Annotated in this window: 18 protein-coding genes, 1 tRNA gene and 1 pseudogene; 9 read left to right on the top strand and 11 right to left on the bottom strand. The window is 71.7% G+C overall.

Translation table 11 applies throughout. The features are described 5' to 3' along the window. Positions 1-55 precede the first annotated feature (55 nt). Positions 56-1,339, bottom strand: coding sequence for an L-seryl-tRNA(Sec) selenium transferase (gene selA / locus HHX37_RS27360; protein WP_310740561.1), 1,284 nt, complete (start codon positions 1,337-1,339; stop codon positions 56-58). Positions 1,340-1,485: 146 nt separating this feature from the next. Between selA and HHX37_RS27355 the strand changes: the two genes are divergently transcribed. From HHX37_RS27355 to HHX37_RS27345, 3 genes and pseudogenes are all read left to right on the top strand, one after another. Beyond that, entirely contained in the window at positions 1,486-2,265 is a 780-nt protein-coding gene (locus HHX37_RS27355; RefSeq protein WP_182875101.1) for an IclR family transcriptional regulator, read from the top strand. 167 nt (positions 2,266-2,432) lie between these two features. Next, positions 2,433-3,503: pseudogene (locus HHX37_RS38310) on the top strand (caspase domain-containing protein); the annotation flags it as partial. 607 nt (positions 3,504-4,110) lie between these two features. Beyond that, a complete protein-coding gene (locus tag HHX37_RS27345) occupies positions 4,111-4,875 on the top strand; it encodes a hypothetical protein (protein ID WP_182887306.1) in 765 nt (254 codons plus the stop codon). A 52-nt stretch (positions 4,876-4,927) separates the two neighbouring features. Here the strand turns inward: HHX37_RS27345 and HHX37_RS27340 are convergent, their stop codons facing one another. Together HHX37_RS27340 and HHX37_RS27335 are read right to left on the bottom strand one after the other, a co-directional pair. Then, positions 4,928-5,806, bottom strand: coding sequence for a hypothetical protein (locus HHX37_RS27340; protein ID WP_259402458.1), 879 nt, complete (start codon positions 5,804-5,806; stop codon positions 4,928-4,930). A 59-nt stretch (positions 5,807-5,865) separates the two neighbouring features. Next, positions 5,866-5,958, bottom strand: a tRNA-Sec gene (locus HHX37_RS27335). A gap of 92 nt (positions 5,959-6,050) precedes the next feature. Here HHX37_RS27335 and selD point away from each other — a divergent pair. Further along, entirely contained in the window at positions 6,051-7,064 is a 1,014-nt protein-coding gene (gene selD / locus HHX37_RS27330) for a selenide, water dikinase SelD (RefSeq protein WP_182887305.1), read from the top strand. 82 nt (positions 7,065-7,146) lie between these two features. Then, entirely contained in the window at positions 7,147-7,740 is a 594-nt protein-coding gene (locus HHX37_RS27325; RefSeq protein WP_117409887.1) for a DUF6886 family protein, read from the top strand. Between the two features lie 168 nt (positions 7,741-7,908). Here HHX37_RS27325 and HHX37_RS27320 read toward each other — a convergent pair whose 3' ends face one another. Both HHX37_RS27320 and HHX37_RS27315 read right to left on the bottom strand, forming a co-directional pair. Continuing rightward, the gene (locus HHX37_RS27320; RefSeq protein WP_182887304.1) at positions 7,909-9,246 is read right to left on the bottom strand and encodes a sensor histidine kinase; all 1,338 of its coding nucleotides are present in this window, start codon (positions 9,244-9,246) and stop codon (positions 7,909-7,911) included. 1 nt (position 9,247) lies between these two features. Next, positions 9,248-9,916, bottom strand: a complete 669-nt coding sequence (locus tag HHX37_RS27315) for a response regulator transcription factor (RefSeq protein ID WP_182887303.1) — start codon at positions 9,914-9,916, stop codon at positions 9,248-9,250. Positions 9,917-10,070: 154 nt separating this feature from the next. On the opposite strand from HHX37_RS27315, the gene HHX37_RS27310 reads away from it, so the two are divergent. Then, positions 10,071-10,694 carry a hypothetical protein gene (locus HHX37_RS27310; RefSeq protein ID WP_182887302.1) on the top strand — a complete coding sequence of 208 codons (624 nt, stop codon included), beginning with the start codon at positions 10,071-10,073 and terminating at the stop codon, positions 10,692-10,694. A 165-nt stretch (positions 10,695-10,859) separates the two neighbouring features. Here the strand turns inward: HHX37_RS27310 and nrfD are convergent, their stop codons facing one another. From nrfD to fdh, 3 genes are read right to left on the bottom strand one after another with little or no spacing between them, the layout of a single operon-like run. Further along, complete coding sequence (nrfD, locus tag HHX37_RS27305; protein WP_182887301.1) at positions 10,860-11,795, bottom strand: NrfD/PsrC family molybdoenzyme membrane anchor subunit; 936 nt, start codon at positions 11,793-11,795, stop codon at positions 10,860-10,862. Positions 11,796-11,817: 22 nt separating this feature from the next. After that, entirely contained in the window at positions 11,818-12,567 is a 750-nt protein-coding gene (locus HHX37_RS27300) for a 4Fe-4S dicluster domain-containing protein (RefSeq protein ID WP_182875109.1), read from the bottom strand. Beyond that, the gene (gene fdh, locus HHX37_RS27295; protein ID WP_220503204.1) at positions 12,560-15,733 is read right to left on the bottom strand and encodes a formate dehydrogenase; all 3,174 of its coding nucleotides are present in this window, start codon (positions 15,731-15,733) and stop codon (positions 12,560-12,562) included. The genes HHX37_RS27300 and fdh overlap by 8 nt, the downstream gene beginning before the upstream one ends. A 175-nt stretch (positions 15,734-15,908) precedes the next feature. Between fdh and HHX37_RS27285 the strand changes: the two genes are divergently transcribed. Further along, a complete protein-coding gene (locus tag HHX37_RS27285) occupies positions 15,909-16,211 on the top strand; it encodes a hypothetical protein (RefSeq protein ID WP_111701192.1) in 303 nt (100 codons plus the stop codon). Positions 16,212-16,279: 68 nt separating this feature from the next. Here the strand turns inward: HHX37_RS27285 and HHX37_RS27280 are convergent, their stop codons facing one another. Both HHX37_RS27280 and HHX37_RS27275 read right to left on the bottom strand, forming a co-directional pair. Beyond that, on the bottom strand, positions 16,280-17,278 hold the full coding sequence (locus HHX37_RS27280) for an alpha/beta hydrolase family protein (protein ID WP_182887299.1): 999 nt from the start codon (positions 17,276-17,278) through the stop codon (positions 16,280-16,282). A 47-nt stretch (positions 17,279-17,325) separates the two neighbouring features. Further along, positions 17,326-17,682 (bottom strand): hypothetical protein, encoded by a 357-nt coding sequence (locus HHX37_RS27275; RefSeq protein ID WP_182882370.1) that lies wholly within the window; start codon positions 17,680-17,682, stop codon positions 17,326-17,328. Between the two features lie 85 nt (positions 17,683-17,767). On the opposite strand from HHX37_RS27275, the gene HHX37_RS27270 reads away from it, so the two are divergent. Continuing rightward, on the top strand, positions 17,768-18,301 hold the full coding sequence (locus HHX37_RS27270; RefSeq protein WP_182887298.1) for a helix-turn-helix domain-containing protein: 534 nt from the start codon (positions 17,768-17,770) through the stop codon (positions 18,299-18,301). A gap of 44 nt (positions 18,302-18,345) precedes the next feature. Here HHX37_RS27270 and HHX37_RS27265 read toward each other — a convergent pair whose 3' ends face one another. Next, the gene (locus HHX37_RS27265; protein WP_182887297.1) at positions 18,346-19,077 is read right to left on the bottom strand and encodes a DUF998 domain-containing protein; all 732 of its coding nucleotides are present in this window, start codon (positions 19,075-19,077) and stop codon (positions 18,346-18,348) included. A 317-nt stretch (positions 19,078-19,394) separates the two neighbouring features. Here HHX37_RS27265 and HHX37_RS27260 point away from each other — a divergent pair, with 317 nt between their 5' ends. Further along, positions 19,395-19,733 carry a YciI family protein gene (locus HHX37_RS27260; RefSeq protein WP_182887296.1) on the top strand — a complete coding sequence of 113 codons (339 nt, stop codon included), beginning with the start codon at positions 19,395-19,397 and terminating at the stop codon, positions 19,731-19,733. The last annotated feature ends 22 nt before the right edge of the window (positions 19,734-19,755 follow it).

Below are 19,755 nucleotides of genomic sequence, written 5' to 3'. Positions count from 1 at the left end.
CCCTCCTTCGTCAGGCGGGCGGCGGCCGCGCCCAGGCCACCGGGCCGTCCTCGCATCAGCGCGCCGCCCTGAGCACGGCGTCGAGCACAGCGTCGATCACCTCGGCGTCCCGTTCCGGCGGCACGGCGCGCGGGTCGAGCAGCAGCCGCCCCCCTTCGACCCGCCCCACCACCGGAGGCTCGCCCTGCCGCAGCGGCACGGCGAGCCGTTCCGGCAGGCTCACCGCCACGCTCGGCAGCCGCACTCCGGGAGCGCCGCCCCCGCCCACGGTCGCCTCGGCCGGCACCACGTCGGCGTCCACGCCCGCCTGGCACACCGCCTTCGCCAGCGCCTCGGCCCGCTCGCGCAGCACGAGGGGATCGGCGTGGAGGGCCTGCCGTACGGGTGTCCCGGGCCCGCGCAACGTCGCCTCCAGCGCGGCCAGCGTCAGCTTGTCCACCCGCAGCGCGCGGGCGAGCGGATGCCGCCTGAGCCGTTCGACGAGGTCGCGGCGGCCGAGCAGCAGGCCCGCCTGCGGGCCGCCGAGCAGCTTGTCGCCGCTCGCCGTGACCAGGTCGGCGCCGGCCCGCAGCACGCTCGCCACGTCGGGCTCCTCGGGCAGCAGCGGATCGCGTTCCAGCAGGCCGGAGCCGATGTCGACGACCACCGGCACGCCCAGCCCGGTCAGCTCCTCCACCTCCACGGAGCCGGTGAAGCCCTCGACCCGGAAGTTCGACGGGTGGACCTTGAGCACGAACCCGGTCTGCGGGCCGACCGCCTCCCGGTAGTCGGCCAGGCCGGTGCGATTGGTCGTGCCCACCTCACGCAGCCGCGCGCCGGTGGAGACGAGCAGGTCGGGGATGCGGAAGCCGTCGCCGATCTCCACCAGCTCTCCGCGGCTGATCACGATCTCCCGCCCGGCGGCGAGCGCGGTCGCGGCCAGGACCAGGGCCGCGGCGTTGTTGTTGACCACGTGCACGTGCTCGGCGTCGGGCACGGCACCGGCGAGCGCCTCGGCCGCGCCGCGTCCCCGGCGGGCCCGCGCTCCGGTGACGAGGTCGAACTCGACGTCGGTCGCCCCCGCCGCCACCCTCACCGCCTCGACCGCCGCGGCCGACAGCGGAGCCCGGCCCAGGTTCGTGTGGAGCAGCACGCCCGTCATGTTGAGGACCGGGCGAAGGCTCGTCGCGTGCCTCGGCAGCGCCGCCAGCGCCGCCCCGGCGACGTCCTCCGGCTCGATCTCGCCCTGGCGCACCCGCTGCTGCGCCCGTACGACCGCGTCCTTGACCACCTGACGGCCGAGCCGACCGGCCGCCTCGGCCAGCCGGGGGTCCGCCAGCACGGTGTCAGTACGCGGCACCCGCCTCCGTGGATCCACACTTCAACCTACTGCTCCCACCGGCACGGGCTCGCTGGAACCCCGGGTCCCGCTCTTCTCCCCGTACGGGCGGTAACGGCGGAGTCGTCGTCCGCGAGATCCTGTTGACCGACTCGGGAGGGAGGCCCATGGGCATGCGGGACCACGCCGGCGCCGAATCCGGCCGGGAGCCGGCGGACCTGGCCGGGGCGCCGTCCGGACGCGGCGTGCTCGAAGGGGCGTTCCACCTGCTCGACGTGCTGGCGGCGGCCGAGGAGGGAGCCGGTCTCTCGGAACTCGCCCGCGACGCCGGCCTGCCGAAGGCGACCACCTACCGGCTGCTCCGGCAGCTCGCGGCCCTCGGCGCGGTGCAACGCCATGGGCAGCGTTACTTCGTGGGCCGGCGGCTCGCCCGCCTGGCCGACGCCTGGCAGCCCGACCCGCGGCTGCAGGCCGCCGCCCGCGAACCCGTACGCCTGCTGTCCGCGCTGACCACGACCGTCGCCTTCCTCACCGTGCTGGAAGAGGACCGGGTCAGGGTCGTCACGGCGACACGGGGAGACATCACGGAGGTGCCGCCGGTCCTGCCGGGCTCCGAACTGGCCGAGGCGACCGCCGCGGGCCGGGTGCTGCTCATGCACAGGCCGGACGACGACGACGCGCCCGCGGGGTTCACCCCGGCCGAGTGGCGGCGGTCCCGGACGTCCTTCCGGCGGTCCGGCGCCATCGCCGTCGATCACCAGGACGTCCTTCCCGGGATCTGCTGCGTGGCCGTACCGGTGCGGCGGCCGGACGGCGAGGTCGTCGCGTCGGTGAGCGCGCTCACGATACGGCCGGCGGTGCCGGCGGGGCTCTCCGAACTCGTGCTGCGCGCATCGAGGGAGATCACCCGCAACCTCGGCCGCATCGACGCGCGGTCCGCTGAGTGAACCGCGCTGTTCCCTCCGCCGGGCCGCCCGGCCGACACTGCATCGAGCCGGCACCACGTGCGGCCGGCCCGGTCGGGGGCCGGGGTGCGGGTGCCGGGACGAACCGGCGCACCGGCCCCCGTACGGACACGTCCGCGTGCCGGGAACAGTAAGGGGGAATCCGCGACATGGCCGCTGAGACGACCCGGCTGACCATCCGGATCACCGGGGCAGGCGCTCAGGGGGACGCCCAGGGGAACGCGGACCCCCGTGAACTGGAGGACCTGACGGCGCGGCTCCGGGCGGAGCTGCTGGAGATCGACGTGCTGGCGGCCGAGAACGAGGCGGGGGCGCCGCCGCCACCCGGAGCCAGGGCCGTCCTGTCGTTCTCCCTCGGCGGCCTGGTGGTCTCCCTCGCGGGAACCGAGCTGCTCGCCGCGGTCGTGAACGCGGTGACGGCCTGGCTGACCCGGAACCAGCACCGTTCCGCGAAGCTGACGATCGACGGCGACGCGATCGAGCTGACCGGTGTGCCGTCCGGCGAGCAACGCCGGCTGACCGATCTGTGGGTGCGGCGGCACGAGGGCGTACGGCAGGGGGACGCCGGAGCCCCCGCCGCCAGGCGGACCGCCCTCATCGTGGCCGGAGACGAGTACCGCGATCCCGGGCTGCGCCGGTTGCGCGCACCGGCGCGCGACGCCGAGGCGCTGGCCCGCGTGCTCGGCGATCCCGCGATCGGCGGCTTCCAGGTCAGGACGCTGCTCAACGAGCCCACGCACGTGGTCAGCGAGATGGTCGAGGAGTTCTTCGCCGACCGCGCCCCGGACGACGTGCTGCTGCTGCACTTCTCGTGCCACGGCGTGAAGGACGACAACGGAGAGCTGTACTTCGCCACGCCCAGCACAAAGCTGAACCGCCTGGGGGCGACCGCGGTCTCGGCCGAGTTCGTCAACCGCAGGATGAGCCGCAGCCGGTCGAGGCGCATGATCCTGCTGCTCGACTGCTGTTACGCGGGAGCGTGGGCACGGGGCGCGCTGCCCCGCGCCGGCACAGGCGTACACGTGGAGGAGCAGTTCGGCGGCCGCGGCCGCGTGGTGATCACCGCGTCGAACGCGATGGAGTACGCCTTCGACGGCACCGAACTCGCCGACACGCAGGAGCAGGCGCCGTCGGTGTTCACCCGTGCACTCGTGGAAGGACTGGAGTCGGGGGACGCCGACCACGACCAGGACGGCTACGTCGGCATCGACGAGTTGTACGACTACGTCTACGACAAGGTCCGGAGGACGACACCTGGTCAGACCCCGGGGAAGTGGGCGTTCGACCTGCAGGGCGATCTCTACGTCGCGCGGCGCGCCCGCCCGGTCACCGTGCCCTCCCCCCTGCCGGCGGAGCTTCAGGCGGTCATCGACAACTCCATCCCCAGGGTTCGCGCCGGGGCGGTCGAGGAGTTGCGGCGCCTGCTGCGGAGCAGGCACGAGGGTCTCGCCCTGGCGGCACGCCTGACCCTGGAGGAACTCGCCGACGACGACAGCCGCATGGTGTCCAAGGCCGCCGCCGAGGCCCTCGCCACCGCCAGGAAACCCCGACCGGCACCGGCATCCGCACCCCCCGCACCCGCAGCCGCCCCGGCACCGCAGCCCCCGCCTTCCGCCCCAGCCTCGGCACCGCAGTCCGCCGCGTCCACACCGACATCGCTATCGGCGTCCGCGCCTACCGCGCCGGCGTCGGCCTCCACAGGCCCCACCCCCGCATCCTCCTCGCCGGCCTCGGCAGCACGGCCGAGCCTTCGATCTTCGGACGCTCGCCCTCCCCGCGGCCTTCCTGCTGGCGAGCGCGCCGCTCTCCTGGCTGACCCCGGTCGCCGTGATCTGGCAATGGCTACTGGTGGCCGCCGCGCTCGGGACGGGCCTGCTTCCTTCGGACGGACATGCCCGGGAGATCGCCCGTGGGCTCGCCGCCGGTCTCGGCGCGGTCATGCTGGGTCTGCTGGCGTTCTTCGCGGCCGAGTTCGGCAGCGGCTGGAGCATGTGGATCGCGGCGGCGGGAACCCTGCTCATCCTCGTGGTCGTCATGCTGGAGGACGCGCCGGAAAGGGCGCGGTGGTCATGGTTAGGGGACCGCGCCGTCAGCCTGGTCGCCGTGGCGGTGGTCGTGGCCCACTTCGTCTCTCCCGAACGCATCACTCGCGGCGCCGGAGAGACGCCGCAGTGGTGGGGAGCGATGGTGGTGTCGGCCGTCTGCCTCTGTCTGTTCGTCGTCCGCGTGATCGAGCAGCGACGCGACACCCGCGCCCTCATCGCATTCGTCCTCGGCGCCGCCGCGACCGTGCTCGTGGTGCTGGATCTCGGCAGGGCCGAGGTGCTCCGCGTCTACCTGCCCACTCTGCTCGTCATGCTGCTACTCGGCATCCGCCCGGCGAGCGGGGGACCGGAGTTCCTCGCCGCCGCCAGGCTCTCCCTCGTCGCGGGCGTCCTCCAGGGAGTCGCCGACCGAGGTATGGCGAACCGCGACTTCTCGCCCTTCATCATCCCCTACACGATGGGTCATCTGATCCTCCAGCTCGTCGCGGCCCTCCTGGTCGCGATCGCCGCCTACACGGCGGGGAGAACCCGCTCACCGCACGACTGAAGGCGCCGCCGCGCCGGCGGTACGGCGAACACGTCCCCCGTATGCTGCGCGATCAGGATTCTTCGGCGAACAGATCCGCGACCGAGGTCGCGGTGACGGCCCGCCGCGCCCACTCGTCAAGGCGCTCCAGATTCGTGCACTCCATGATGAAGGCGCGGTCATCCTCGGATACGGGGATGTCTCGAACTTCCAGGATGGTCAGCACTGCCCTTGCCTCGCCCTCCGCACGGCCTTCCTCTAGGCCCTCCTCTCGGCCTCTGCCGTAGTGTTGCCGGGCGAAAGGGCTGTAGACCGGCCAGGTAGTGGACTCCATCATCTCCTCCATCACACGTCGGGCAACCTCGGAAGCCAAGCGGTATGCGTATTCATAGTATTGCGGAGCGTGATCGTCCGGGAGGTACTCAAGCGCGGAGATGAATGCCCTGACCACGGAGATATCGTCACCATGGCTCATGACTGACAATGCGGCCAGCTCCGGATGCTCTGCCGCCTGTGCGACTTTGGTGACTGGCGGAATCTCGGCCGGGCCGATCACCCCGCACTTCAGCTGGAAACCGGGCAGGCTGGTGTCGATGGGCTTCGCCGCCCAGTCGGCCGTCCGTCTGTCCGGGCAGATCACCAGCACCGTGACCGGGCAGTTCACCTGTAGCCACAACGCGGCTGCGTACCGGGGCAGCGCCACCCGTTTGGCAGCGTCCTGCCGCTGCTGGATCTCCACGACAATCGCATGCACCGGGTGATGCCGAGGACCTACCGTTACCACGGTGTCCGGGTGCAGATCGATGGACGGGCGGTCGTTGAGCTCGTTGCTCACCACCTGCACCGGCAGGTCTTCCGGCACAGGGATGCGCAGAGCCTGGCACATCTCCAGGGCGAATCGTGGCCTGTTGCGGAACAGCAGATTGAGCGTGTCATGCTGGGGGGACGGCATAGCACTCAACGTTACATCACTATCACCCTGGGTGATTGACGATTCGCCACGTAGGCGAGCGGAGGTGGACGGGAATCGAACCCGCCAGGCCGAGGACCTCGGCCTCGTCGGTTTTGAAGACCGCGGGGGCCACCAGGCACCCACACACCTCCAGGCAGAAACCTAGCCGGAACGGGTAGGGAGCCGGCGGTGCCCCCACGGCGGCGGCGCGGCGTACGTGAACGACGACCCGGACGGGGGCGGCATGACCGAGACGACGGAACGGGCCGGGTTGCGGCTGACCCAGCAGGCGCACGGGGGCGGCTGTGCCTGCAAGATCCCCCCGGGTGAGCTGGAGAGCATCGTGGCCGGGCTCGTGGCCCCGGATCCGTCGGCGTACGCCAACGAGTTGGTGATCGGCCTGGACGACGGCGACGACGCGGCCGTGGTCAGGATCGAGGGGGGCAGGGCGGTCGTCGCCACCGCCGACTTCTTCACCCCGGTCGTGGACGATCCGTACGACTGGGGGCGCATCGCGGCGACCAACGCGCTCTCCGACGTGTACGCCGTGGGCGGTGAACCGGTCGTGGCGGTGAACCTCCTGGGCTGGCCGAGAGAGACCCTCTCCATGGACCTCGCCCGGGAGGTGCTGCGCGGCGGCCTCGACGTGGCGCGGGCGGCGGGCTGTCACGTCGCGGGCGGGCACAGCGTGGACGACCCCGAGCCCAAGTACGGCATGGCGGTCACCGGCCTGGCCGACCCCGAGCGGCTGCTGCGCATCGACGCGGGCCGGTCGGGAACTCCGATCTCCCTCACCAAGCCGCTCGGCGTGGGCGTGCTCAACACCAGGCATAAGGCGACCGGCGAGGTGTTCCCGCAGGCGATCGAGGTGATGACGACGCTCAACCGGGACGCCTCACGGGCGGCACTGGCCGCCGGGGCCCGCTGCGCGACCGACGTGACCGGCTTCGGGCTGCTCGGCCACCTCTACAAGCTGGCCAGGGCGAGCGGCGTCACGGCGGTGGTCGACGTGGCGGCCGTGCCCTACCTGGAAGGCGCGCGGCAGGCCGTACGCGACGGTTATGTCAGCGGCGGCACCCGCCGCAACCTCGACTGGGTGCGCCCGCATCTCGACCCGGGCGGCCTCGGCGAGGAGGACCTGCTCCTGCTCGCCGACGCCCAGACCTCGGGCGGCCTCCTGGTCGCCGGCGAGGTCCCCGGCGCGCCGGTCATCGGCGAGCTCGTCCCGCGCGAGGCCGCCGTCCTGCGACTCACCTGACCCCGACCGGCTGCCGTGATCCTTGACCCGGACACGCCCGGGCTTCGGGGCCCGCCGCGCTCCCGGGTGGTAGACACCAGGCATGCGACCTGAACCGGGTGAGGTGCTGCATTTCTCCGAGGACCCCGAGATCACTCGGTTCGTCCCGCACGTGGCGGCCACGGCGCGGCAGCCGGAGGCGTACGTCTGGGCGGTGACGGCCGAGCGCTGCCCCGACTACTGGTTCCCCCGCCAGTGCCCGCGGGCCATGGCGTGGACGACGCCCGACTCCACGGACGCCGATCGCGACCGGATCATCGGGCCGGGCTGTGGCGAGCGGGTCCATGTCGTCGAATACGGCTGGCTGGAGGCCTTCCTGACCGTCCGCCTGTACGCCTACCGCTTCCCAGCCGAGAAGTTCGTGCCGTTCGGCGAGCCGGTGCCGAACGCGGTGGTGGCGACCGAGCCCGTCGAACCCCTCGGGCCGCCCGAACCCGTCGGCGACCTGCTGCGGCTGCACGAGGAGGCCGGCATCCAGCTCAGGCTGCTGAACGACCTCTGGCCGTTCTGGGACGCGGTGACCGCGAGTTCCCTGGGCTGGAGCGGCATCCGCCTCCGCAACGCCCGCCGCCGGCGCTCACAGCCATTCGTCGATCACGGCGACGAGAATCGCGGTTCCGTGGCGCACGGCGCGTGACCTCGCGGAGTCAGCGGGGTTTACCAAGTGACCACAGGGATGCCGCCATGAGGAGAGCGGTCAGCCCGCTCTTCGAGCTGTCCGACCGCGCGACCCGCGCCGAGCCGTCACCGGCGCAGGGTGACCGGCACTGGCTGGTGCTGTGACCGGCATCGGGCCGGGTGGTCGTCAGGCGCGTTCGCGACGGTGCGCGCGCACCGCAAGATCACCCAGCGGGTACGCCGCAGACCTCCCGGACAACGGGAAGACCGCACGCAGCCTCGCGCCCGGGCTGTGCGGGACCACCTGGAGGGTCCCCCCGTGAGCCCGCGCGATATCCCGGGCGATCGGCAGCCCCAACCCTGAGCCTCCCGTGTCCCGGGTGCGGGCGTGGTCCAGGCGGGTGAAACGGTCGAAGACGATGGCGCGGTGTTCCGGGGGGATACCGGGGCCGTCGTCCACGACGTCGAGGACGGCGTGGTCGCCCGGAGCGGTGAGGGTGACGTGGACTGACGTGGAGGCGTGGCGGACCGCGTTGTCGACGAGGTTCGCGACGAGGCGGCGGAGTTGGTCGGCGGAGCCGTTGAGGAGCAGGTCGGGGGTGAGGTCGAGGTACACGTGGACGTCCGGACGAGGGCGTTTGCGGACGGCCTCCTCGGCGACGACCTGAGCCAGGTCCAGTTCCTCGGCCCGCGACAGGGGTTCGCCGGCGTCGAGCCGGGCCAGCAGGAGGAGATCGGCGGAAAGGGACTGGAGGCGTGCGACGTCGTCCAGTGCCGCAGTCGCCAGCGGCTTCTCGGCGGGCCGGGCCAGCTCCAGCCGGGTTCGCAGGATCGCCAGTGGGCTGCGGAGTTCGTGTGCGGCGTCGGCGACGAACTGCCGCTGCGCGGCGACGGAGGTCTGCAGCCGGTCGAGGGTCGCGTTGACGGTACGGGCCAGTGCCGCGATCTCGTCTCGGGTGTCCGGCTCCGGCACGCGTTCGTGCAGGCCGTGCGCGGTGATGTCGGCGACCTTCGCCCTGATCGCGGAGACCGGGCGTAGCACTCGGCCGACCGCCAGCCAGGTGAACAGCGCGACCACCGCGAGGAGCGCCGGAACCCCTGGGATCAGCAGGTTCCTCAGCGTGGTCATCGCCGCCAGGGCGGGTGCCTTGGAAGCTTTTCCGAAGACGGTGACCGGGCCGTCCTCGGTCTCGAACGTCCGTCTGACCACGAGAACGGCCGCATCGGGCACCGGAAGGCCGTCGTCTTCGCCGTGGGCGGCCGAGCCCGGCAGCGGTCCCTTCCCGTCCGGCGGCACCGCTCCCTTTTCAAGCGATGGCACCATTCCCTTTTCGTCCCCCGCGTGACCCGGCCCCGACTCCGCCTTCAGAACTCGCATCTGTTCCCTGGCGTCGTTCGCCGCCAACTCCTTGGTGGAGGCCGTCAGGCTCGAGTCCAGCGCGGCGAAAAGCGCGATGGAGGCCAGGCAGAGCGCCGCCGCCACCGCGGCGGTGGCCGTCAGCGTCGTGCGTAGACGTAGTCCCATGTCAGCCCTCCAGCCGGTAGCCCACGCCCCGCACGGTCTTCAGCGTCGTCCGTCCGAACGGTTTGTCGATCTTGCGGCGCAGCGCGCTGATGTAGACCTCGACGACGTTCGAATCGCCGTCGTACGCGAAGTCCCAGGCCTGGGCGAGCAGTTCGGCCTTGGTCACCACCTCGCCCGCGTGCCGCGTCAGGCAGTGCAGGATCGCGAACTCCTTGGGTGTCAACGCGATCTGTACGTCCCCGCGACTGCACTTCAGCCCCGCGGGATCGACCCGGAGATCCCCGGCGGTCAGCACCGTCGGCCGCTCCCGCACCTTGCGCCGGGCCAGTGCCCTGAGTCGCGCCAGCAGTACGACGTACGAAAACGGCTTGGTCAGATAATCGTCCGCGCCGGTGTCCAGCGCCTCCGCCTCGTCGTACTCGCCGTCCTTCGCGGTCAGCATGAGGATCGGCGTCCAGTTCCCGGCCTCGCGCAGCTTCGCGCAGACCCCATAGCCGTGCAGCAACGGCAGCATCACATCCAGCACGATCACGTCGTACGAATGCTCGGTCGCCATCCACAGGCCCTCGCACCCGTCGTGGGCGAGATCGACCGCGAAGCCCTCTTTGGTCAGGCCGTCTTTGAGCAGCTCGGTCAGCCTGCGTTCGTCTTCCACCAGAAGTAGGCGCACGTCGACAGGGTGGAGGTGCGTACCTAAGGCGAACATGAAGATCATCGTTTTCCTCTTCAGGATCGCTTCAGGTGCAGGGGCCCAAACTGCTGAGCGTTCCGTCACCGATCACGGGCAGCCCTCACGGGCAGCCGATCTAGGGAGTGTCCAGAGCATGAAGAAGAGGAGCAGGATCCTCACGGCGGTCGTCATGACGGTGGGCCTCGGCGTCGGCGTCGGCGGCGCCACGGCCGCGTCGGCGACCTCCACCGGCGCCCCGAAGCCGGTGTTCGGCTGCGCCGTGAAGGGCGGGCCGGCGGCCATGGGGGAGGGCAAGACCACCGTCAGGGTCGACCCGGACGGCAAGGTCTTCGTGGACGGCGAGGAGGTCCCGAAGAGCAAGCTGCGCGCCCTCTGCAAGCAGCCTCCGCTGCCCGGCAAGGGCGTCGTCTGCATCATGAAGAAGGCCGACAAGGGCGGCAAGTTCAGGGGGGAGACGTTCAGAACGGACACGTTCAGGGACGGCAAGGTCTTCGTGGACGGCAAGGAGGCCCCGAAGGGCAAGCTGCGTATCCTCTGCAAGGAGCCCCCGCTGCCCGGCAAGGGCGCCGACTGCATCGTGCACGTCAAGGGCGACGAGAGCGGCGAGTTCGGCACGAGCGCCGAGAAGAGCTACGTCGACGGCAAGCGGGCGCACGCCAAGTGCCCCCCGCCCGGGAAGCCCGGGAAGCCCGGTGAGGGCATGGACGACGTGCACGCCGGGGACGACGACGCCCCGGTGACCGTCACGCCGAACTGACACACGACTCGCCGCAGGCGCTGACCACTCCATGCGAACGTCCCGCCGGCCACCTCGCCGGCGGGACGTCTCCGCCGGTCAGCCGCGTGCGAGCATCCGCCTGTACCGCACTGGGCTACATCGAAGGCCTACGCGTGAACCCGGCGATCGTTTCCGGTCACCGCACTAGCGGCCGGGGACGGTGGCGGGGCGGCCCGCGTCGAGGCGCTCACGCTGGGGGACGACGGTGTACCTGGGGTCCCTGGCCGAGACGCGGCCCGCCTCCAGCACGCCGAACCGGGTGCACAGGGCACCGGCGGTGATCGCGAGCCCGGACAGCGCGGTGAGGGTCCGGCTGCGCCCGGCGACCGTGGCGAGCAGGCCGCCGCCGAGGGTGAGCGCGCGTGAGGCCCGCATGAGCCTGCCCGCCCTGCCCGTCCGGTACGGCTCGCCGAGCAGGCCCAGACGACGCTCCATCAACTCGCCGGCCACGACCTCGGTCACGGCGCCGGCGACCGCCGCGGCGCGGGCGGGCCCCGCCTGCGCCCTGGGGGTGGTCAGCATCAGGGCCGCGCCCGCGGAGGCGAGCGCGCTCCCGGAGAACAGGAACGGAAGCTCCCGCATCCCCTCGTGCCACGACGGCACGGCGGTGTCGGCGAGGAGGACGGCCGTGTACGTCGCCATCGCCAGGCCGCTCAGGCCGCTCGCCACCGACGCGGCGTCGCCCACCGGGGTCAGCAGGCCGGTCACCGCCGATCCGGCCGCGACGCCGGTGAGCCCGCTGTGGGCGGCCAGCGTCCAGGAGCCGACGCTCATCGGCGAGGTGAGCTTGAAGACCCGCAGCATGTTCAGGAAGCGCGCGGGCCTGCCCAGTTCGGCGACGAGGAAGACCGTGCCGGCGCTCGACGCGGTGAAGGCGGTGGCCCGGGCGGCCAGCCCGAGCCGGTCGTGCCCGGCCAGGCGGGCGGCCGCCGCCATCGCGCCCGCCGCACCGGACAGTCCGCCCAGATACAGGTACGTCGGCATGTGGGGTTCGTGCCAGATGGGCTGCTTGACGACCGGCTGGCCGTAGTACGACCGGAACGGCGCCTCCGGCACCACCTCGCCCTGGCCTTTCGGCATCAGATCCTCCCCACCGAGACGATCACGGCTTTCTCCCGGCGAAGCACACCGCCACACCGGCGGCGAGGGCGAGTGCGGCGCCGCCGGCCCAGCGCCACATCGCGGGCAGGTCGCGGGTGGTCACCACCGGGTCCGGCGGCAGGCCGTACGTCTCCGGCTCGTCCAGCAGGAGGAAGAACGCGCCCGTGCCGCCGACGCCGTCGTCCGGGCTCTCGCCGTACAGCCGGGCGTCGGTCACGCCCTCGGCGTGCAGCCGTTCGACGCGTTCCTGGGCCCGCTCCCGCAGTTCGTCGAGCGGCCCGAACTGGATGGACTTGGTCGGGCACGCCTTGGCGCAGGCCGGTTCCATGCCGCCGCGCAGCCGGTCGTAGCAGAGCGTGCACTTCCAGGCCCGGCCGTCGTCCTCCCGGCGGTCGATCACCCCGTACGGGCAGGCGGGCACGCAGTAGCCGCAGCCGTTGCACACGTCGGACTGGACGACGACGGTGTCGAACTCGGTGCGGAACAACGCGCCGGTGGGGCAGACGTCGAGGCAGGCGGCGTGGGTGCAGTGCTTGCACACGTCCGACATCATCAGCCAGCGGCCGTCCTGCTCGACGAACGCGACATGCCGCCAGGTGCTCGCGCCGAGCGAACCGGTGTTGTCGTAGGAGGTGGCGCGGAACACGAACCCGTCGTCGGGCACGTCGTTCCACTCCTTGCAGGCCACCTCGCACGCCTTACAGCCGATGCAGACGGTCGTGTCCGTGAAAAAGCCCATCCGCTCAGCCATGGCGGTACCTCTCGACCAGGTCGAGCAGCGCCTGGCCGCGCGGGCGCCGTCCCGGCAGGACGTCGCAGGTGCCGGCCTTGCTCTCCTGGATGTAGACGTTCGGGTCGAGCACGACCGACGCCAGGTCGTTGACGACGTCCCCGGTGATCACGCCGCCTCCGCCGTAGCCCCAGTGGTAGGGCATGATCACCTGGTGGACGGTCCTGCGGTTGATTCGCAGCGGCCGTACCCGGCCGGTCACCAGCACGCGCAGCTCGATCGCGGTGCGGGCGGTGACGATCGTCGCCCAGCCGCCGTTCTCCAGGCCGAGCTCCTCGGCCATCTCCCGGGACACCTCGCAGAACGCCTCGGGCTGGAGCTCGGCCAGGTACGGCAGGGGCCGGCTCATCGCGCCGGTCGTGTGGTGCTCGGTCAACCGGCTGGTGGTGAAGACGTACGGGAACCGGGGCGACAACGCCGGGTTGTACGGGTTCTCCGGCCGGTCGATGGTCCGGCGGGCCGGGTTGGACTGCTGCCCGTACAACGTGTTGCGCACCGCCGACTCGTGCGGCTCGTAGTGGGTGGGCAGGGGCCCGTCCGACAGGCCCGACGGCACGTACAGCCAGCCCTTGCCGTCGGACTGCATGATGAACGGATCGGTGCCGGCCAGCGCGTGCTGCGCCTTGGCCCCCTCCGGCGGCACGTAGCCGGGCGCCTTGTCCTCCTCGAAGTCCGGCACGTCGGGGCCGACCCACCGGCCCTGCCCGGCGTCCCAGTAGACGTACTTCTTCCGCTCGCTCCACGGGCGGCCCTCGGGGTCGGCCGAGGCGCGGTTGTAGAGGATGCGCCGGTTGGCCGGCCACGCCCAGCCCCATTCGAGCGCGACGGGACCCTGCTCGGTGTGCGGCTTGCGCCGGGCCGCCTGGTTGACCCCGTCGGCGTACACCCCGCAGTAGATCCAGCAGCCGCAGCTCGTCGAGCCGTCCGGCTTCAGCTCGCGCAGCGACGCCAGCGGACGGCCGTCGGCGTCCGCGCCGTTGATCTCCCGCAGCACGGCCTCGGCGGACGGGTCGCGCTGCTCGCCGATCTCGGGATAGTCCCAGGTCAGCTCCAACACCGGCCGGTCGATGTCGTCGTCGCCGAGCAGCCGCCTGATCCGCTTGCCGAGGTGGTGGTAGAACCACAGGTCGCTGCGGCAGTCCTCCGGCGGGTCGAGCGCCTTCTCCCGCCACTGCAGCAGCCGCTGGGTGTTGGTGAACGTGCCTTCCTTCTCCACGTGGGTCGCGGCCGGCATGAAGAAGACCTCGGTGCCGATCTCCTCCGTCCGCAGCTCCCCGGTCTCGATCTCGGGCGCGTCCTTCCAGAACGTCGCGGTCTCGACCGTCACGAGGTCGCGGACCACCAGCCAGTCGAGGTTGGCCAGGCCGAGCCGCTGCGCCTTGCCGTTGGCGGACCCGACCGCGGGGTTCTCCCCCACGACGAAGTAGCCCTTGACCTTCCCGTCGATCTGGCCCATGACCGTCGAGTAGTGGCCGTGGTCGCCGGTGAGCCGCGGCAGGTAGTCGAAGCGGTAGTCGTTCTCCTCGGTCGCCGCGTCGCCCCACCACGCCTTGAGCAGGCTGACGACGTACGCCCGCCGGTTGCCCCACCAGCCGGTGTCGGAGCCCTCCCGTTCCAGGTAGTCGTCGAGGCCGTCGTGGCGGTGGGCGTGCGGCATCGCGATGTATCCCGGCAGCAGGTTGAACAGCGTCGGGATGTCCGTCGAGCCCTGGATGCTGGCGTGGCCGCGCAGCGCCATGATCCCGCCGCCCGGACGGCCCATGTTGCCGAGCAGCAACTGCAGGATCGAGGCGGCCCTGATGTACTGCACGCCCACCGAGTGCTGCGTCCAGCCCACGGAGTAGACCCAGGCGGTGGTCCGCTCGCGGCCCGAGTTGGCGGTGACCGCCTCGGCCAGCTCGCGGAACCGCTCCGGCGGGATGCCGCACAACTCCTCGACCATCTCCGGCGTGTAGCGGGAGTAGTGCCTCTTCAGGATCTGGTACACGCAGCGCGGGTCGGTCAGCGTCGGGTCGGACGGCGGCGTCGCGCTCGATCCCGCGCCGCGCGCGCCGTAGGAGTCGGACCCCGCCGCCTCGGCGTGGTGCAGGCCGCCCTCGGTGAGCTCCTCCTCCTCGGGCCTGTCGCCCTCGTACGCCCAGGTGGACGGGTCGTACCTGCCGGTCTCCTCGTCATAGCCGGAGAACAGGCCGTCGAGGTCCTCGGTGTCGCGGAACTCCCGGTTCACCAGGGTCGCCGCGTTCGTGTACGCGAGGACGTACTCGCGGAAGTCGAGCCCGTTCGACAGCACATAGTTGATCAGCGCCCCGAGCAGCACGATGTCGCTTCCGGCGCGGATCGGCAGATACCGGTCCACCGACGCGCTGGTCCGGCTGAACCGCGGGTCGATGTGGAAGACCTTCGTGCCGCGCTGACGCGCCTCCATCACCCACTGGAACCCCACCGGATGGCATTCGGCCATGTTGGAGCCCTGGATGACGATGCAGTCGGCGTTCGCGAGGTCCTGCTGGGACTGGGTCGCGCCGCCACGCCCGAAGCTGGTCCCCAGACCGGGGACGGTGGAGGAGTGTCAAATGCGCGCCTGGTTCTCCACCTGGATCGCGCCGAGGGCGGTGTACAGCTTCTTCATCAGGTAGTTCTCTTCGTTGTCGAGCGTCGCCCCGCCCAGGCTGGCGATGCCCAGAGTCCTCCTGACCTCTTCCCCCTCGTGCGTCTGCTGCCAGGTCTCGCGCCGGGTCCGCACGACCCGGTCGGCGATCATGTCCATCGCGGTCTCGAGGTCGAGCGGCTCCCACTCGGTGCCGTACGGCCTGCGGTAGAGGACCTTCGTCTGACGGCCGGGGTGGGTGACGAGCTGCTTGCTGGCCGATCCCTTCGGGCACAGCCGCCCGCGCGAGATCGGCGAGGCCGGGTCGCCCTCGATCTGGGTGACCTTCCCGTCCTTCACGTAGACGAGCTGGCCGCAGCCCACGGCGCAGTAGGGGCAGACGGAGCGCGCCACCGTATCGGCGTCCTCCACCCTGGGGCGAAGGGCCTCCGTACGCGGCGAGCGCGCCGCCCGCCCCCTGCCGTCCTCTCCCTTGAGCTGCCGGATCACCGGCCATCGGGAGAGCCATCCAGCACCCATGACGCCTCTACTGCCCCAGTTGCTCCAGGTTCAATCACGAAGAACTCCCAAAGGTTCCGGGGTGATCGGGTGTAGAGCGCGTACGGGGGGCATTAGGCCCTGATCCGGCGCACTCCGGGGGCGAGTCGTGCCTACGGGAAGACCGCACGGGAAGACCTCCACGCAGAGGACGGCGATGAGCGACCAACCGCCCGAGTGGGCGAGAAACATCGAGAAAGTGGCCGTCGAGGCGGCGCGGGAGTTCGGCGCCGCCGTCGAGCGGGCCGGCCGGGCTCTCGGCCGGGCGGTCGATCAGGCGGGGCGGACCGCCAGGGCGCAGGCGGCGATGGCGGCGGCCTACCAGGCCGACCTGGAAGCCCTGGAGAAGGTGCTGCGCGCCCTGCCTCCCGAGCAGGTCAGGGAGATCTCCGCGGCGGCGGCCGTGGTGGCGGCCACCGCCGACCAGGTCCTGGCCCAGACGCCGAAAGATCCCGACTGAGGATCGCCCGCCGGTGTCGCGGCGAAGCGGAGGGCGAGGGAGGGCGCCGGGGTCCCGGCGTGCGGAGGTCAGGAGCGGGCGTCCGGGGAGAGTCGTTCGGTGAGCCATCCCGTCACGATGGCCTTCACCTGCGCGTCGACCGGCTCCCGCGCCTCACGGCGGTAGGCGCGCAGCGACGGCGGACCGGGCTGCCTGCGCAGGATGTGATCGAGGTCGGGGATCACGTGGGTCTCCACCGGTCCCGGGACCGAATCGGCGACCCGGGCCAGGTCGGCGGGGTCCACCTGGAGGTCCTTCTCCCCGGTGACGGCCAGGACCGGAGCGTGGATCCCGCCGAGGTCGGCGACGGGGTCGTGATCGAGGAACTCCCGGGTCCAGCGCGCGTTGATCCGCACCCCGCCGATCCGGGCGACGTCCGTGGTCGTACGGCGGATCCGCTCGTGGTTCTTCAGCACCTTCGTGACCAGATCGGTGCGGGTCAGCCGCAGCAGCCACCGGACGGCCGCCGGCATCGAAGGCGCCAGGCGTTCCGCCTGCCACCGCAGTGTCTCCGCACCCGGCTTCGCGGACGGGGACAGCAACACCACCGCCGCCACGACCGGCCGGGCGGCGGTTCCGGCCCCGGGCCCGGGCCCGTCCCCGGATCCGCTGCCGGGCTCGCGGGACGGCTCGACGGTCGCGGCCAGGTTCGCCGCGATCAGGGCGCCCTCGCTGTGCCCGGCCACCGCGACCCGGGAAGGATCGATCTCAGGGCGCGAGCGCAGCGCGGCGAGCGCCGCGGCGGCGTCGGTCATGCCCTCCAGGAAACCGGTCGCGAGGAACTCGCCCGTGCTGGCGCCGACTCCCCGCTTGTCGTAGCGGTACGTCGCGATCCCGGCGGCGGCCAGCGCCTCGGCCAGTTCGCGGGTCACCTTCAGCGGAAGCCGCCGGTGGTCGGAGTCGCGGTCGACCGGCCCGGAGCCCGGCAGGAGCAGGGCGGCCGGGAACGGGCCGTCCCCCTCGGGCAGCGTCAGCGTGCCCGCGAACCGGTGGCCCGCCGAGTCGAAGGTGAGATCGATGTCGTGCATGTCCTTACCGCGTCTTTCCGTGTCTCCGGTACGGCTCTCGGAGGTCCTCACGCTTCGGACGGCGTGGGGGCCAGCGCGGCGACCACGGCCCGAGGGTCGTCCACGCCGAGCAGCAGCGAGTCGTACCTCTGCCCCTCCAGGTGGATGCGCACCGCCGCCTGACCGCCGCGCACGTCCACGAACTCCCTGGTGCCGGACCGGTGCCAGGTGCCGAGCTTACGCGCGCCCGGGATGGCGAGACCCGTGCGCAGCCCGCGGGGGGCCCGCAGCGGGCTGCCCTCGACGACCTCGACGGACCGGACCGCCGAGCGGGGCACGCGGAGGTCGCCGCGCAACGCGCCGGCCTTCTCCGCGGCGCTCAGGCGGACGGCTACGGCGTCGGCGGTGATGGTCACGGTGCTCATGGGGCGGCTCCTTTGTCGCTTCTGTCGGGTACGAGTCCATTGTTATCAACTATGAGAATGATGTCAATCGTGAGAACATAGGGCCATGGCCACAGCGGAACTGCTCCTCCACCCCGTCCGGCTGCGCATCGTCCAGGCCCTTCTGGGCGACCGGACCCTGACGACGGGAGAGCTGCGAGCGGAACTGCCCGACGTGCCCACGGCCACGCTGTATCGGCAGGTCGCAGCCCTTGTGGAGGGCGAGATCATCGAGATCGTGGCGGAGCGCAAGGTCAGGGGCACGTTCGAGCGGTCCTACCGGCTGCGTGCGGCGAACGCGATCGTGACCGCGGAGGACGCGGCCGGGCTCGGTGCGGACGACCACCGGCAGTCGTTCATGACGTTCGTCGCGTCGCTGCTCGCCGACTTCGACCGGTATCTCGACCACGGCGACTTCGATCTCGGCCGGGACGGGGTGGGCTACCGGCAGGCGGCGATGTATCTGAGCGACGAGGAGTTCCGGGAGTTCCTCGGGGAGCTGGCCGCGGTCCTGCGTCCCCGGCTGGCCAACCGGCCCGCCCCCGGGCGCGTCCGCAGGCTCCTCTCCACCGTCGTCATGCCCGCCCGGCCCTCCGCGTGACCTCGCGCTTTCCCATCCCGACGCCCATCCCGGTCGCTTTCCCGTCACCCGGCGAGGGCGGCGCGCTTGGTCGCGACGACCACCGAGAGCCAGGCCATAGCGGCGAGTACGCCGACGCAGAGGGTGAGGGAACCGGCCCGTCCACCGGACATGGCCCAGCCATTGCCCAGCACCACTGCCAGACCGCCGAGACGTGAGGCGAACGCGTGGCCGGACCGGCCGGCGCGGAAGTAGTGGCGGCCCAGGACGAAGCAGGCCGCGGCCAGCGCGGCGAAGGCCACAGAGCCACTTGCCAGGTGCAGCAGGCCGTGCCAGCTCATGGTGCCGGGACCGGCGGGGGTCCCGGCCGGAAAACCGTCTCCCGGGTCCAGGACGAAGACCCCGGACGCGGCCATCATGATGCCCTGCACCAGCATCAGCCGCGGCGCCCAGGTCCCTCCCGGCACGCCGCGCATGACACGCCGCAGCCCGACGGCGCCGGCGACCGTCAGCGCGGCCGTGACCAGGAAGTTGGAGATCTGCAGCCAGCCGAGATCCCCGGTGCTCAGCATGCTCAGCGGATGACGCAGCAGATCGAAGCCCGCACGGGTGAAGGCCTGGGCGAGGGACACGATCCCGAACACCGGCGCCGCGGCCACGCCACAGGCCAGCAGCGTCCTCGTCGACGCCGGCGCGGCTGCACCGGTCCGCGTGGCGCGGCCGTAGGAGGCCGACGCCGGGATGGTTCCGGTGGTACGCGAACCGGAGTCGGAAGTGGTGACGCGCGTGGAGGTCATCGGGGTGTTCCCTTCGTCGGGTGCTCCGCGGCCGGTCCGTCCCGCCGGCCTCGCTCACGCGTCGAACGGCTACGGCCCGGATCGACACCGCCGTGGTGCGGCAGGCCGATCCCCGCTCACCTGCGGTTACGCCACGCGAGCACATTCCCTGTCACATGCGCGTTCCCTGTCACATCGGGGACAAAAGGCCAGGTCAGAGGGATAAGAATGGTTCCGTCGAATTCGCCCCCGTCCGTACGACGTGTAGGTGAAGCAGGGCGGACCGGTGATCGGCCGGGACCCGGCCCACACAGTGAGAACAAGAAGGAGACACGACGATGCGGTTCCTGATGACCACCAAGGGCACCTCCTCCGCTCCCGACGAGGCGATGCTGGCCGAGATGGGCGCCTTCATCGAGGAGATGACCAGGTCCGGCGTGCTGCTGGCCACGGGCGGGCTCGAACCGGGCGGCGTGCGGATGACCTCCCGAGGGGGAGAGGTCACCGTGACCGACGGACCGTTCGCCGAGTCGAAGGAGGCCATCGTCAGCTTCGCGCTGGTCGAGGCCCGTTCCCGTGAGGAGGCGATCGAGCTGGCCCGCCGCTTCTGGAAGATCGTCGGTGACGGCGAGGGCGCCGTCCAGCAGGTGTTCGGCCCGGAGGACGCGCCCCGCTGACGCCGGGCCCGGGTTGCGCGGT

Source organism: Microbispora sp. H10885, from assembly GCF_014161415.1.
Lineage (GTDB): Bacteria > Actinomycetota > Actinomycetes > Streptosporangiales > Streptosporangiaceae > Microbispora > Microbispora triticiradicis.
Note: the sequence above shows the minus strand (reverse complement) of the source record. Positions and strands in the feature narration are given on the sequence as shown.